Source organism: Bacillus sp. BB081 (assembly GCF_008368895.1).
Lineage (GTDB): Bacteria > Bacillota > Bacilli > Bacillales > Bacillaceae_G > Bacillus_A > Bacillus_A wiedmannii.
Window position 1 is genome coordinate 15,470 of the sequence record NZ_QOZX01000059.1, and the last position, 14,139, is coordinate 29,608.

The following is a 14,139-nucleotide window of genomic DNA, read 5'->3' on the forward strand; positions in this document are numbered from 1 at the left end:
CGAATACATATGTTTGTAGCAGAACATGAAGTTGAAATCCGTTATGCGGAAACAGATCAAATGGGTGTTGTTTACCATTCAAACTATTTGGTGTGGCTTGAACTAGGTCGCACGAAACTTATACAAGATTTAGGATTTTCATATGTTGAAATGGAGAAAGAGGGAATTATTTCTCCTGTGTTAGATTTGCAAATTTCATATCGTAAAGCGATGCGTTACGGAGAAAAAGCAATTGTGAAAACGTGGATTGATACTGTTAGTCCGCTTCGCGTTGTATATGGTTATGAAATATATAACGGTGAAGGTGAACTTTGTATTACTGCAAGTACGACGAATATTTGCGCGAAAAAAGAAGGGTTCAGGCCTGTATCATTTAAAAAGTTATATCCAGAGTGGTATGCGAAATATGAGGAAATTAAGAAAAAATAAAAAAGCGTGGCAGAAGCCACGCTTTTTTATTTTTCATAATTAAATTGCGGGAAATCATCACCGTCGTTAAATGTAACAGCTAAATTATGTCCATCGAAGAACCACTCATCATCGCCTTCAATAAAGAAGTTAATACCTTCTTCTTGAGTTTGAACAGCAGGATGTGCAGGATCATCTTTACGAATACCTAAAGAAAGTCCTTTTTGCACAGTACTGCAACCGCCGTATTGTACGAAAAGGCGTAGTGTTTCACCCGATTGTAAGTTTAATTCGTTTTTATACCATTGTGCTGCTTCTTTTGTTACGGAAAGATTCATGTATAGTTCCTCCAAATTATGTTGCTTTTTCTTTAGTATAAAAAATAACGCAAAAAGACGCTATTAATATGCTTCACGTTTTCTTTTTGCGTTATGTGGGTTACGATCTTATTTTTGCTTTTTTGAAAAGTTTGCTTTCGGTTCAGTTTTATTTATAATTCGTCCGATATTTGCACGGTGTTTATAAATAACCATACCTGCTAATAAACACATCGCAATAATGAAGATTTTATCCCCGCTAACAATGGATGCAATAACAGCAACGACGGCTGTTACCATAGAAGAAAGTGATACGTATCTTGTTGTAAATAAAAGGCTGAAAAAGACAACAGCTAATATTGCAAAAACAACTGGAGAGTAGCATAATAGCACGCCAGCAGAAGTTGCAACAGCTTTACCACCACGGAATTTCGCGAAAATCGGATACACATGTCCAAGAACAGCTGCTAATCCGAACCATAGTGGGTGAACATCTAAACCGAAAATAATCGGTAGACTTGTTGCTAATGTACCTTTTAAAATGTCAGCAATTGTAACGATAAAACCTGCTTTTTTCCCTAGTGTGCGGAATGTATTTGTTCCGCCTAGATTACCGCTTCCGTGCTCACGAATATCGATTCCGTAGCCGATTTTTCCAACGACTAGTGCGAATGGAATCGAGCCAAGTAAGTAGGCAACGATAAATAAAAGATATGTAATAACCATAAGTTCAGTCTCCTTTATTCAAATGTGTTGATAAAGGGTAAAAAGAGTTTTTCCCGTATATTGTACCATACATTTGTAAAGAGCACATTTCTTTTTTGTAAATGAAAAATTCATTATTTCGTGAAAAAAATTTCACAGGAATGTTACATTTCTCACAGAAACACCAAGACTATATGTAGTAACATTTTAATCAAAAGACAACAACATATTGGTGGAGGGTTATAAATGTTACAACGAAATGTACGTGGAGAAGAATTAATGAGAGTGTTTGAGACGATTGTCCACGGTAGTGAGCAAGATTTAATGCAAGAAAATGCAAATGTAGATGGTCGCTCTCCAATGGGAGTAATGGGAACGTTCGCATCAGAGAGTGCGAAATATTATGCAGTTGAAAATTTATTGTCAGATCAAGTGAAAAAAGCGATAAATCAAAATATATTATATCCACATGACTTAGATTTTTATGCGACAGGAACGACGACTTGTTCGCAAATTCCGTTAGCGCAAATGCTTGCGGACGGTTTTCATACCGGACATGGGCATATGAGACAACCGCAGGATATTAAAAGTGCATTGGCTCTTTCGTCTATTATTTTTCAGGCGAATCAAAATATGCAGCACGGTGGTCAATCATTTGCACTCTTTGATATTGATTTAGCTCCATATGTGAGAAAAACAGTAGCGAGACATAAGAAACGATTACAGTCATATCCGCTTACGAAAGAACAAATAGAAGAATTTGCATGGAAAGAAACAGAAAATGATACGTATCAGGCGTGTGAAGCTTTCGTTCATAATTCAAATAGTATGCACAGTAGGGGCGGGGGACAAGTACCGTTTATTTCTATTAATTATGGAACAGACACATCAAAAGAGGGACGGTTATTAGTTAGACAACTTTTAAAAGCGACACAAGCTGGTCTTGGTAAAGGAGAAACACCAATTTTTCCGATTCAAATTTTTAAAATGAAAAAAGGTGTGAACTTTGAAGGATGTGATCCGAACTATGATTTATTTGAATTAGCGTTAGAGACAACGGCTGAACGATTATTCCCTAACTTTTCATTTTTAGATGCGCCATTTAATGCAGTGCATTATGACGGACGACCGGAAAGTGAAGTATGTTATATGGGATGTCGTACCCGTGTTATGTCTAACATACATGGAGAAGAAACAGCGATTGGAAGAGGCAATTTATCATTTACGTCTATCAACTTAGTGAAATTAGCGTTAATTAGTGGTTCAAAAGAAGCATTTTTTGAAGCGTTAAATTATTACTTAGACTTAGGAATTAAGCAATTATTAGAGAGATTTGAGTATCAATGTACGAAGCGAGCAAGAGATTTTCGATTTTTATATTCACAAGGTGTATGGCGCGGTGGAGAGAAGTTACAGCCTGAAGATTCTGTAGCATCCATTTTAAAGCAAGGGACGTTAAGTCTTGGTTTTATCGGTCTTGCGGAGTGCTTAGTAGCTTTAACAGGAAAGCATCATGGAGAAGATGAAGAATCATGGAAACTCGGGTATGAAATCATTTCCTTTATGAGAGATAGAATGGATAAAGCGACGGAAGAACATGAACTGAATTTCTCAGTAATTGCAACTCCTGCAGAAGGGTTATCAGGGAAGTTTGTGAAAAAAGATAGAGAAGAGTTTGGTGTGATTAGCGGTATAACGAACCATAATTATTATACGAATTCATTTCACATCCCAGTTTACTATAGCATTCAAGCGATAAATAAAATTCGTTTAGAAGGACCTTTCCATGCCCTATGTAACGGGGGACATATTACGTATATTGAGCTAGACGGAGCAGCTATGCATAACAAACAGGCGTTAAAACAAATTGTACGAGCGATGGCAGATCATGGCGTTGGATACGGTTCAATTAATCATCCTGTTGACCGTTGTAAGTGCTGCAGTTATCACGGAGTTATTGGAAATGAATGCCCAAGCTGCGGAAATGAAGACGAGGCTAATATAGAAAGAATTCGCCGTATTACAGGCTATCTTGTAGGAGATATGTCGAAGTGGAATAGTGCAAAACGTAGTGAAGAGATGGATCGGGTGAAGCATCAATGAAAGTGATGAATATCATTCATGATAGTGTAGTAGATGGAGAAGGGTTGCGGACAGTCGTGTTTTTTGCGGGCTGTCCGCATCGTTGTTTCGGTTGCCATAATCCGAAATCGTGGAATATTTGTAATGGAACTGAAATGACAGTAGTAGAAATTGTGAAAGAGATTGCAAGTAATTCATTAACTGATGTAACATTTTCAGGTGGAGATCCATTTTTTCAAGCTGCTGAAGTGAAAAAAGTAGCAAAAGCTGTGAAAGACTTGAAAAAAAATCTTTGGATGTATACAGGTTATACGTTAGAAGAGATACAGAGTTCTCAAAATAATGATATGATAGAGTTGTTACATTATGGGGATGTTTTAGTCGATGGAAGATTTGAAATCGAGAAAAAAGATTTAACACTTCCATTTCGCGGAAGCTCCAATCAACGTATTATTCGATTGAAAGAGTAAAAAGGCGGGATAGATGATATGAATAAAACAGTATTACTTGTTGAAGATGAAAGAAGATTACGTGAAATCGTTAGTGATTATTTTCGTAATGAAGGCTTTGAAGTAATCGAAGCAGAAGACGGAAAAATAGCGTTAGAATTATTTGCAGAGCATGAAATTGATTTAATTATGTTAGATATAATGTTACCAGAAATAGATGGATGGTCTGTTTGTAGACGAATTAGAAAAGAATCAGCAGTACCAATCATTATGTTGACAGCACGTTCGGATGAGGATGATACATTACTAGGGTTCGAATTAGGTGCAGATGAGTATGTAACGAAACCTTTCAGCCCGAAAGTGTTAGTAGCTCGCGCGAAGACATTATTGAAACGTGCGGATGGCGTGGTAGGAGTAGCGGAAGAAAATGCTATGTCTTTAGCTGGAATAGAAGTAAATCGTCTATCTAGAACCGTTTTAGTAGACGGAGAAGAAATTATATTGACACATAAGGAATTTGAACTTCTTGTTTATTTAATGGAGAACAAAGGAATTGTGTTGTCACGTCAACATTTATTAGATCAGTTATGGGGATATGATTACTACGGTGATGACCGAACGGTTGATACTCATATTAAAAAACTACGAAATAAACTAGGAGATAAAGCGAAGCATATCGGTACTGTTATTCGAGTGGGTTACAAATTTGAAGAATAACCTTTAAATTACTGTGCGCTTTGGCTTTGGGATATAGCAAATTTATACTCTCTTTTGTAGGTGGAATGTACAAAAAATACTTTTCTTGTCTACAATGTTAGATAAGAGTATTTTTTTAATTGGATTTCACGATGAGTTCACAAGAAGGACACAAAACGTGACTATACTGAAAATACGAATTCACCAGAGAGGGGAAGTAAACATGGGATATTACGACGGACCGAATGTAAATGAAGAGCATAGTGAAACGAGAGAAGTGAGAAAATCAGGTAGTAAAAAAGGTTATTTTTTTACAGGTTTAGTAGGAGCTGTAGTTGGGGCTGTCACAATTAGTTTTGCGGCACCATATATGCCATGGGCTCAAAATAATGGAGCGGCTGTATCATCATCATTCAGTTCGGATTCAAAAGTTGAAGGTACTGTAGTTCCTGTTGTCAATAAAGCAAAAAATGAAACTGATTTACCTGGTATGATTGAAGGCGCGAAAGATGTTGTTGTAGGTGTTATTAATATGCAACAAAGTGTTGATCCATTTGCAATGCAACCGACAGGCCAAGAGCAACAAGCTGGCTCAGGATCAGGTGTTATTTATAAAAAAGCAGGAAATAAAGCGTATATTGTAACGAACAACCATGTAGTAGATGGAGCAAATAAACTTGCTGTAAAACTAAGTGATGGTAAAAAGGTAGAAGCAAAGCTTGTAGGGAAAGACCCTTGGTTAGATTTAGCGGTTGTAGAAATTGATGGATCTAATGTAAATAAAGTTGCCACTTTAGGTGATTCAAGTAAACTTCGTGCGGGTGAAAAAGCGATTGCAATCGGTAACCCACTAGGGTTTGATGGAAGTGTAACAGAAGGTATTATTAGTAGCAAAGAACGTGAAATTCCAGTAGATATTGATGGCGATAAGCGTGCAGATTGGAATGCTCAAGTTATTCAAACAGATGCAGCAATTAACCCAGGTAATAGTGGTGGTGCGTTGTTTAACCAAAATGGTGAAATAATTGGGATTAATTCAAGTAAAATTGCACAACAAGAAGTTGAAGGAATTGGATTTGCTATTCCAATTAATATTGCAAAGCCAGTTATTGAATCACTTGAAAAAGACGGAGTGGTGAAACGTCCAGCTCTTGGAGTAGGTGTCGTTTCATTAGAAGATGTGCAAGCTTATGCAGTAAATCAATTGAAAGTACCGAAAGAAGTAACAAACGGCGTTGTATTAGGTAAAATTTACCCAATATCACCTGCAGAAAAAGCTGGTTTAGAGCAATATGATATTGTAGTATCATTAGATGATCAAAAAGTAGAAAATTCACTTCAATTCCGTAAATATTTATATGAAAAGAAAAAAGTAGGCGAGAAAGTAGAAGTTACATTCTATCGTAACGGTCAAAAAATGACGAAAACAGCTACTTTAGCAGATAATTCAGCTACAAAGAATCAATAATTGAAATAAAAGAAAGTCTCTTTCATATTGAAAGAGACTTTCTTTATCGGCTATACTAAAGGAATAGGAGGGATAAATTATGACAATTGAAAACCCAACTCGTACGGAAATTGGTGAAGTATTAAAGAAAAGCAAAACGATTGCAGTTGTTGGATTATCGGATAAGCCAGAACGTACATCGTATATGGTTTCAAAAGCAATGCAAGATGCTGGGTATCGCATTATTCCAGTAAACCCAACAGTAGATGAGGTGCTTGGAGAAAAAGCGGTTTCTTCACTAAAGGATATTAAGGAACATGTTGATATTGTAAATGTATTCCGTCGTTCAGAATTTTTAATGGATGTTGCGAAAGAGTTTGTAGAGATTGATGCAGATGTTTTTTGGGCACAATTAGGAGTACAAGATGAAGATACATATAAACTTTTGCAAGAAAAAGGCTATACTGTAATAATGGATCGGTGCATTAAAGTAGAACATGCGATGACAAAATAGTATAGGTTTTAAAGAGAGAAAGATTGATTCAGCCCTCTTTATAAATAAGTAGGGCCGATGAACGAGGTGTTCATCATGAGATTTTTTAAAGGCTGTTTTTGGGGATTGTTACTTGTTATCCCATTTTGGATATTGATCATTTGGATCATGATAAAGGTTTGGAATGTATAATCTTGGCATACATATCCATTTCTCGTTGACAAACGATTATTTTTCTGAAATAGTAGCCTAGAGGAATCCTTGTGAAAAAACAAGGATTTTTCTATTGAAAATGGTATATAAAAGAGATAAGATAACTTGCCAAAACTATAGTCGAGGCGTTATTCTATAATAGAAACATATGTTCTGATTTGATTAGGAAAGGGGCAAGGAGTTTGGCAAAGCATCAGTTCCAATATAATGAAGATGCAATTCAAGTGCTAGAAGGACTTGAAGCCGTTCGAAAACGCCCGGGTATGTATATCGGGAGTACGGATAGCCGTGGATTGCATCATTTAGTATATGAAATAGTAGATAACTCCGTTGATGAAGCGTTAGCGGGATTTGGCGACGAAATTTCTGTCGTAATACATAAAGATAATAGTATTAGCGTTATTGATAAAGGGCGAGGAATGCCTACGGGAATGCATAAACTTGGGAAACCTACACCTGAAGTTATTTTAACTGTACTTCATGCCGGTGGTAAGTTTGGTCAAGGTGGCTATAAAACAAGTGGTGGTTTACACGGTGTTGGGGCATCAGTTGTAAATGCCTTGTCAGAATGGTTAGTAGTGACGATTAAACGTGACGGAAATATTTATGAACAACGCTTTGAAAATGGTGGTATTCCTGCAACGACACTGGAAAAGATCGGGAAGACGAAAGAGTCTGGTACGACAATACATTTTAAACCAGATACAACGATTTTCAGCACAACAAATTACAATTACGAAACATTATGTGAAAGATTACGTGAATCTGCATTCTTATTAAAAGGGATGAAAATCTTAATAAAAGATGAGCGAAATGATTTAGAAGATGTCTTTCATTATGAAACAGGAATCGAAGCTTTCGTTTCATACTTAAATGAAGAAAAAGATTCAATCCATCCGGTTGTATATTTTACTGGTGAACAAAATGGAATTGAGGCAGAGCTAGCATTTCAATTTAACGATGGCTACTCAGAAAATATTCTTTCGTTTGTAAATAATGTACGTACAAAAGATGGTGGAACACACGAAGCTGGGTTTAAGACAGCAATGACGCGTGTGTTCAATGAGTATGCTCGTAAAGTATCGTTATTAAAAGAAAAAGATAAAAACTTAGAAGGTACAGATATTCGTGAAGGTGTAGCGGCTATCGTTTCTGTACGTGTACCAGAAGAAGTACTTCAGTTTGAAGGGCAAACGAAAGGGAAACTTGGTACAAGTGAAGCTCGTTCTTCAATTGATGCAATTGTATCTGAGCATTTAGCTTACTTTTTAGAAGAAAACCCGGATGTTGCTACACTTCTTGTGAGAAAGGCAGTTAAAGCAGCGCAAGCACGTGAGGCTGCTCGTAAAGCGAGAGAAGAAGCGCGTACTGGTAAAAAGAAAAAGAAATCAGAAGGTACATTAAGTGGTAAGTTAACACCAGCACAATCACGTAACCCGCAAAAAAATGAACTGTACCTAGTAGAGGGTGACTCTGCGGGTGGTTCCGCGAAACAAGGTCGAGACCGACGTTTCCAAGCGGTATTACCGTTACGTGGTAAAGTAATCAATACAGAAAAAGCAAAACTTGCTGATATCTTTAAAAATGAAGAAATTAATACAATCATTTACGCTATTGGCGGTGGTGCAGGGAATGAATTCGCTGTTGAAGATATTAACTACGATAAAATTGTAATTATGACCGATGCTGATACAGATGGTGCGCACATTCAAGTATTGTTACTAACGTTCTTCTACAGATATATGAAACCACTTATCGAAGCTGGCAAAGTATTTATTGCACTTCCTCCTTTATACAAAGTAAGTAAAGGAAAAGGTAAGAGTGAAGTGATTGAGTATGCATGGTCTGATGAAGAATTAGATGGTGTAACAAAAAAAGTCGGTAAAGGCTACATGCTGCAGCGCTATAAAGGACTTGGCGAAATGAATGCCGATCAATTATGGGAAACGACGATGAATCCTGAAACACGTACGTTGATTCGTGTGAAAATTGACGATGCATCAAGAGCGGAGCGCCGAGTTACGACATTGATGGGTGATAAAGTAGAACCTCGCCGTAAATGGATCGAACGAAATGTACAATTCGGTATGCAAGAAGAAGGAAACATTTTAGAAAATGAAATGATTATGGAGACGGAGGTGGAATAACATGCAGGCAGAGAAGTTTCATGACCTCCCGCTTGAAGACGTGTTAGGTGACCGCTTTGCACGTTATAGTAAATATATTATTCAAGATCGCGCGCTTCCAGATGCGCGTGACGGTTTAAAACCGGTACAAAGACGTATTTTATATTCTATGTATGTAGAAGGAAATGTACATGATAAAGCATTTCGTAAATCAGCTAAAACAGTTGGTAATGTTATCGGTAACTACCATCCACACGGTGATTCCTCTGTATATGAGGCGATGGTACGTTTAAGTCAAACTTGGAAAGTACGTAATGTTTTAGTTGAAATGCATGGTAATAATGGTAGTGTGGATGGCGATCCAGCAGCGGCAATGCGTTATACGGAAGCACGATTATCACCAATCGCATCTGAGTTGTTGCGTGATCTTGATAAAGAAACAGTAGAATTCGTGTCAAACTTCGATGATACGAGTGAAGAACCTGTTGTACTTCCAGCGATGTTCCCGAACTTACTAGTGAACGGATCGACAGGAATTTCAGCTGGTTATGCAACAGAAATTCCTCCGCATCACCTTGGGGAAGTAATTGATGCGACGATGATGCGTATTGATAAGCCAAATAGTACTGTTGATGATTTATTAACAGTTATGAAAGGACCAGATTTCCCGACAGGTGGTATTATTCAAGGGATTGATGGTATCAAAAAAGCGTATGAAACAGGAAAAGGTAAAATTATTATTCGCGGAAAAGCTGAAGTTGAAACGATCCGTGGTGGGAAGCAACAAATCGTTATTACAGAAATTCCGTATGAAGTAAATAAAGCGAACCTTGTTAAAAAAATGGATGAATTACGTCTAGATAAAAAACTAGATGGAATTGCTGAAGTACGTGATGAGACAGATCGTACAGGTCTTCGCATTGTTGTAGAGTTAAAAAAAGAAGTAAATGCTGAAGGTATTTTAAATTATTTATATAAGAATACAGATTTACAAATTCCATATAACTTTAATATGGTAGCGATAAATAATCGTCGTCCGACACTTATGACATTACCTAAGATTTTGGATGCATATATTGGGCATCAGAAAGAAGTTGTTACGAGACGCTCGCAATATGAATTACGAAAAGCGGAAAATCGTCAACATATTGTAGAAGGTTTAAAGAAAGCATTATCGATTTTAGATGAAGTGATTGAAACAATCCGTGCTTCTAAAGATAAGCGTAATGCAAAAGACAATTTAAGTACGAAATTTGGATTTACAGAGGCGCAGTCAGAAGCAATTGTTTCGTTGCAACTATATCGTTTAACGAATACAGATATTACGGCGCTAGAACAAGAAGCAGACGAGCTTAATAAGAAGATTATAGAGTTACAGTCAATTTTACAAAGTGAACAAAGGCTTCTTCAAGTTATTAAAACAGATTTGAAGAGAGTTAAGAAAACATATAGTGATGATCGCCGTGCTATTATTGAAGAACAAATTGAGGAAATTAAAATCGATGTGGAAGTTATGATTCCGCAGGAAGATGTCATCGTTACTGTAACGAAAGAAGGATATGTGAAACGAACAGGTTGGCGTTCACATAATGCATCGAACGGAAAAGACTTCGGTATGAAAGAGGGTGACATCTTACTGGAGCGATTCGATACGAATACGACAGAGACAGTCCTCTTATTTACGAATAAAGGAAACTATATATATCTGCCAGTATATGAAATGCCAGAAATTCGTTGGAAAGATTTAGGCCAACACGTTGCGAATCTCGTTTCACTCGAGCGGGATGAAATGATTATTTGGGCGACCGTCGTACCGAACTTTGAAGAAGAAAAACGATTTATCGTATTTGTTACACGAAATGGTATGATTAAGAAAACAGAATTAAACCAATATAAAGTTCAGCGTTATTCAAGAGCGTTCGTCGCTGTGAATTTGAAAAAAGATGATTATGTTGTAGATATATTTGCAACAGATGGAACGAGTGATATTGTTCTTGCAACCTATGGTGCATATGCACTTATTTTCCATGAAGATGAAGTAAGTCCAGTCGGTGTAAGGGCCGCTGGTGTGAAAGCAATTAACTTAAAAGAAGATGATTATGTCGCTTCTGGTAAACCGTTAAATGGTGACAAAGATCAACTTATTCTCGTAACGCAGCGCGGTGCTGTAAAACGTCTAAAAGCATCAGAAATTGAGAAATCAACGAGAGCGAAGCGAGGTCTTGTTATTTTTAAAGAGTTAAAACGTAATCCATACCGTATTGTCGGTATTGAAATTGTTCGAGATGATGAACTAGTATATATGAAGACTGAGAAACATATTGTAGAAGAAATTGATCCGAAAGCGTATCGAAATAAAGACCGGTATAGTAACGGTAGTTTAGTACTAGATGTTAATGATACTGGTGAAGTTATTGAAACGTGGACGAAAAAACGACCGGAGTAAAAAAAGCATCTTGCTATGGATAATGGCAAGATGCTTTTTTCTAGGCAAATTATTATGTGAATAATAATAATCTTGTTATAATAACTGAATGAAATCGTTCTCATAAAGTGAAACTTTAATCAGTGGGGATCTTACTGTCCACAAATAGCGGAATAAATGGAGGGGCAACATGAAAAAAATAGGTGTAGGCATTGTAGGGTTTGGATTTTCTAGTACAACATTTCACATCCCATTATTACAAACGATAGAAGAATACGATATTGGTGCGGTATTATCTTCAAAAGAAGAGGTAGTAAAAGAAACATTACCGAATGCTGACGTCGTTAGTACAATTGATGAATTGGTGAAGCGAGCTGATATTGACTTAGTGGTCATTACTTCACCGAATACAACTCATTTTCCATATGTAAAAGAAGCAATATTAAACGGTAAGCATGTTGTTGTAGAAAAACCATTTGTTGTTTCAATTGAAGAAGGAGAAGAGCTTATTTCATTAGCAGAGCAACATAATGTGGTATTGAGTGTATATCATAATCGTCGTTTTGATAATGACTTCTTAACGATAAAAAAATTATTAGAAGAAGATAGCGTAGGGAATCTATATGCATATGAAGCGCATTTTGATCGTTTTCGTCCACATGTACGTGATCGCTGGAGAGAAAAGAACTTACCAGGATCAGGTATACTGTATGATTTAGGATCGCATTTAATTGACCAAGCATTATCATTATTTGGGAAACCAGATGCGATAAGTGCAGATGTAATCAAACAACGACCAGGTGCAGAAATTGATGATTACTTCCATGTTATACTTCACTACGGTGTTAAACGTGTCACTTTACATAGTAGCAGTTACGTAAAGCAAGAAGGTCCACACTTTACACTGCATGGAGATAAAGGTTCTATCGTGAAATACGGTATGGATTCACAGGAAGAACAATTAAAAAATGGAATGAAGCCAGGCGATAACGGTTATGGATTAGATGCTGAAGAGAATTTTGCTGCTTTACATACGGAAGAAAAGCTAGAGCGTATTCCAACAGAAGTTGGCTGTTATGACATGTATTATAAAGGTGTAAGAGATAGTATAGTAAATGGTGAGAAACCACCTGTAACAGCACAAGAAGGCTTAGAAGTTATTCGACTTATTCAATTAGCGATTGAAAGTAGTGAAACCGGTAGAGTCATCACTATAAAGTAAAAAAGACACGAATTTCGTGTCTTTTTTATTAGGAATATGTGAATATGGATAATTATTTAGTTTAATCGTTTGTCATACATTAACTGGATTTGTATGCCGTAAGGATCTTCAATAATCCCATATGCTTCACTAAATATATTTTTTTCTAGCGGAGAGATTATCTTCACATGCTTATCGGAAATTAAATTATTATAAAACCTTTGTATTTCTTCTAAATTAGCGCTTTGAATGCAAAGTGACATGTTATTTCCAACGTTATAACGTTCATTAGGTTTCATTGTATCTTCTGCTATCATTAGCTTTGTATTCCCAATTTGTAAAACAGAGTGAGCAATATGATCTTTATTTTCACTTGTAATTTTAAAAGAACTATCTCTTTTGGCCAGTTCTCCATACGTAACAATCATTAACTGCGTAGCTTCTAAATTACGTGTGTAAAAATTAATTGCCTCCTTTGCTTGCCCATTCATTGAAAGAAAAATAGCTATTTCTAATGTCATAAATATATAACTCCTTTATTAGTTAATAATTATAATATAGACTAAAAAGGTTCCAATACATGACACCTTTTTGGGAGGGAAATATGAAAAAAACGGAACGAATAAATGATATGCTTATTTTCTTAAATAATAAAAGATATTTTAATTTAAAAGATTTAATGGCTAGATATGATATTTCTAAAAGTACCGCGTTGCGAGATATTCAATCATTGGAAGAAATAGGTGTACCAATATATTCTGAACTGGGTAGAAATGGAAGTTATAAAATTATAGAAAATAGTGTGTTATCGCCAATTTATTTTAGTGTGGATGAAATGTATGCGTTATACTTTTCGATTCTTACGCTAAATGGATACAAGACAAAACCATTTAATGTAGAAAGTATTGCGCTTGAAAATAAATTTAAACATGTATTACCTGATAATGTGAGTGAAAATATTTCAATCATGGAAAGAACGCTTTCTTTTGAAGTAACAAATCATAGTAATTTTAGTCCGTTCTTAAAAGAAATTTTACAGGGGATTTTTGCTGAGCGAGTTTATCATTTAACATATTTAAAAAAAGATGAGGAAAAAGTATTGGTCGCCCAATTTATTCGAATAGAATCTAAATTTGGCCAGTGGTATGCTAAAATCTTTAATTTTGAGACAAATAATGTTCAAATAATTAGATGTGATAAAATTCTTTCTATTGAGGAAACAAGCAATACGAATCCAAAAAATCTTGAAGAGTTGTTAAGTTATCTTACAACTTTTCACAGAAAGCCGGATGCAATTGATTTTCGTGTCATTGTTAATCAAAAAGGAAAAGATATTTTTGATAAAGAGAATTATCCTTCCATGAGGATACAAAAAGAAAATGAAAATTATAGTATAACAGGCTATTTTAACAAACAAGAAGTTGAGTTTATTTCAAGTTACTTTCTGAATTTCGGTGAAACAATTATCTCAATTCAGCCAGTTATGCTAAAAGAGTTAATCTATAATAAGGTATTATCTATAAAGCAGCATTTAACTGCTTTAAGATAAAGTTAGTTTTAATCATTTTATTGACATG

The 14,139-nt window shown here is 35.9% G+C and carries 13 protein-coding genes; 10 read left to right on the plus strand and 3 right to left on the minus strand.

Going from position 1 to position 14,139, the window contains the following annotated elements:
* Positions 1-9: 9 nt before the first annotated feature.
* Positions 10-429: an acyl-CoA thioesterase gene (locus tag DN394_RS22470; protein WP_000495804.1), complete on the plus strand. Its 420-nt coding sequence runs from the start codon at positions 10-12 to the stop codon at positions 427-429.
* Positions 430-455: 26 nt separating this feature from the next.
* On the opposite strand, the gene DN394_RS22475 is transcribed toward DN394_RS22470, so the two are convergent.
* Together DN394_RS22475 and plsY are read right to left on the minus strand one after the other, a co-directional pair.
* Positions 456-746, minus strand: coding sequence for a HesB/YadR/YfhF family protein (locus tag DN394_RS22475; protein ID WP_001054448.1), 291 nt, complete (start codon positions 744-746; stop codon positions 456-458).
* A gap of 108 nt (positions 747-854) precedes the next feature.
* Positions 855-1,451: a glycerol-3-phosphate 1-O-acyltransferase PlsY gene (plsY, locus tag DN394_RS22480; RefSeq protein WP_000237189.1), complete on the minus strand. Its 597-nt coding sequence runs from the start codon at positions 1,449-1,451 to the stop codon at positions 855-857.
* Positions 1,452-1,676: 225 nt separating this feature from the next.
* Here plsY and DN394_RS22485 point away from each other — a divergent pair, with 225 nt between their 5' ends.
* The 8 genes from DN394_RS22485 (at position 1,677) to DN394_RS22520 (ending at position 12,583) form a co-directional block, all read left to right on the plus strand.
* A complete protein-coding gene (locus DN394_RS22485; RefSeq protein ID WP_098110336.1) occupies positions 1,677-3,533 on the plus strand; it encodes an anaerobic ribonucleoside triphosphate reductase in 1,857 nt (618 codons plus the stop codon).
* Positions 3,530-3,982, plus strand: a complete 453-nt coding sequence (gene nrdG, locus DN394_RS22490) for an anaerobic ribonucleoside-triphosphate reductase activating protein (protein ID WP_048544052.1) — start codon at positions 3,530-3,532, stop codon at positions 3,980-3,982. The genes DN394_RS22485 and nrdG overlap by 4 nt, the downstream gene beginning before the upstream one ends.
* 18 nt (positions 3,983-4,000) lie before the next feature.
* Positions 4,001-4,678, plus strand: a complete 678-nt coding sequence (locus DN394_RS22495; protein WP_001044675.1) for a response regulator transcription factor — start codon at positions 4,001-4,003, stop codon at positions 4,676-4,678.
* A gap of 202 nt (positions 4,679-4,880) precedes the next feature.
* Positions 4,881-6,125 carry a S1C family serine protease gene (locus DN394_RS22500; RefSeq protein ID WP_149294248.1) on the plus strand — a complete coding sequence of 415 codons (1,245 nt, stop codon included), beginning with the start codon at positions 4,881-4,883 and terminating at the stop codon, positions 6,123-6,125.
* 79 nt (positions 6,126-6,204) lie between these two features.
* Complete coding sequence (locus tag DN394_RS22505) at positions 6,205-6,618, plus strand: CoA-binding protein (RefSeq protein ID WP_048565897.1); 414 nt, start codon at positions 6,205-6,207, stop codon at positions 6,616-6,618.
* 374 nt (positions 6,619-6,992) lie between these two features.
* Positions 6,993-8,957: a DNA topoisomerase IV subunit B gene (gene parE / locus DN394_RS22510; RefSeq protein ID WP_149294249.1), complete on the plus strand. Its 1,965-nt coding sequence runs from the start codon at positions 6,993-6,995 to the stop codon at positions 8,955-8,957.
* A gap of 1 nt (position 8,958) precedes the next feature.
* Positions 8,959-11,382 carry a DNA topoisomerase IV subunit A gene (gene parC, locus DN394_RS22515; protein ID WP_087981493.1) on the plus strand — a complete coding sequence of 808 codons (2,424 nt, stop codon included), beginning with the start codon at positions 8,959-8,961 and terminating at the stop codon, positions 11,380-11,382.
* Positions 11,383-11,551: 169 nt separating this feature from the next.
* Entirely contained in the window at positions 11,552-12,583 is a 1,032-nt protein-coding gene (locus DN394_RS22520; protein WP_098110334.1) for an oxidoreductase, read from the plus strand.
* Between the two features lie 56 nt (positions 12,584-12,639).
* Here the strand turns inward: DN394_RS22520 and DN394_RS22525 are convergent, their stop codons facing one another.
* On the minus strand, positions 12,640-13,083 hold the full coding sequence (locus DN394_RS22525; RefSeq protein ID WP_087982129.1) for a VOC family protein: 444 nt from the start codon (positions 13,081-13,083) through the stop codon (positions 12,640-12,642).
* Positions 13,084-13,142: 59 nt separating this feature from the next.
* Here DN394_RS22525 and DN394_RS22530 point away from each other — a divergent pair, with 59 nt between their 5' ends.
* Complete coding sequence (locus DN394_RS22530; protein ID WP_088122823.1) at positions 13,143-14,111, plus strand: helix-turn-helix transcriptional regulator; 969 nt, start codon at positions 13,143-13,145, stop codon at positions 14,109-14,111.
* Positions 14,112-14,139: the final 28 nt, after the last annotated feature.

Coding starts and splice junctions, on each gene's coding strand:
- DN394_RS22475 (WP_001054448.1), bottom strand. CDS start 746: ATGAATCTTTCCGTAACAAAAGAAGCAGCACAATGGTATAAAAACGAA.
- DN394_RS22505 (WP_048565897.1), top strand. CDS start 6,205: ATGACAATTGAAAACCCAACTCGTACGGAAATTGGTGAAGTATTAAAG.
- DN394_RS22485 (WP_098110336.1), top strand. CDS start 1,677: ATGTTACAACGAAATGTACGTGGAGAAGAATTAATGAGAGTGTTTGAG.
- DN394_RS22500 (WP_149294248.1), top strand. CDS start 4,881: ATGGGATATTACGACGGACCGAATGTAAATGAAGAGCATAGTGAAACG.
- DN394_RS22495 (WP_001044675.1), top strand. CDS start 4,001: ATGAATAAAACAGTATTACTTGTTGAAGATGAAAGAAGATTACGTGAA.
- DN394_RS22470 (WP_000495804.1), top strand. CDS start 10: ATGTTTGTAGCAGAACATGAAGTTGAAATCCGTTATGCGGAAACAGAT.
- plsY (WP_000237189.1), bottom strand. CDS start 1,451: ATGGTTATTACATATCTTTTATTTATCGTTGCCTACTTACTTGGCTCG.
- DN394_RS22530 (WP_088122823.1), top strand. CDS start 13,143: ATGACACCTTTTTGGGAGGGAAATATGAAAAAAACGGAACGAATAAAT.
- DN394_RS22520 (WP_098110334.1), top strand. CDS start 11,552: ATGAAAAAAATAGGTGTAGGCATTGTAGGGTTTGGATTTTCTAGTACA.
- nrdG (WP_048544052.1), top strand. CDS start 3,530: ATGAAAGTGATGAATATCATTCATGATAGTGTAGTAGATGGAGAAGGG.
- DN394_RS22525 (WP_087982129.1), bottom strand. CDS start 13,083: ATGACATTAGAAATAGCTATTTTTCTTTCAATGAATGGGCAAGCAAAG.
- parC (WP_087981493.1), top strand. CDS start 8,959: ATGCAGGCAGAGAAGTTTCATGACCTCCCGCTTGAAGACGTGTTAGGT.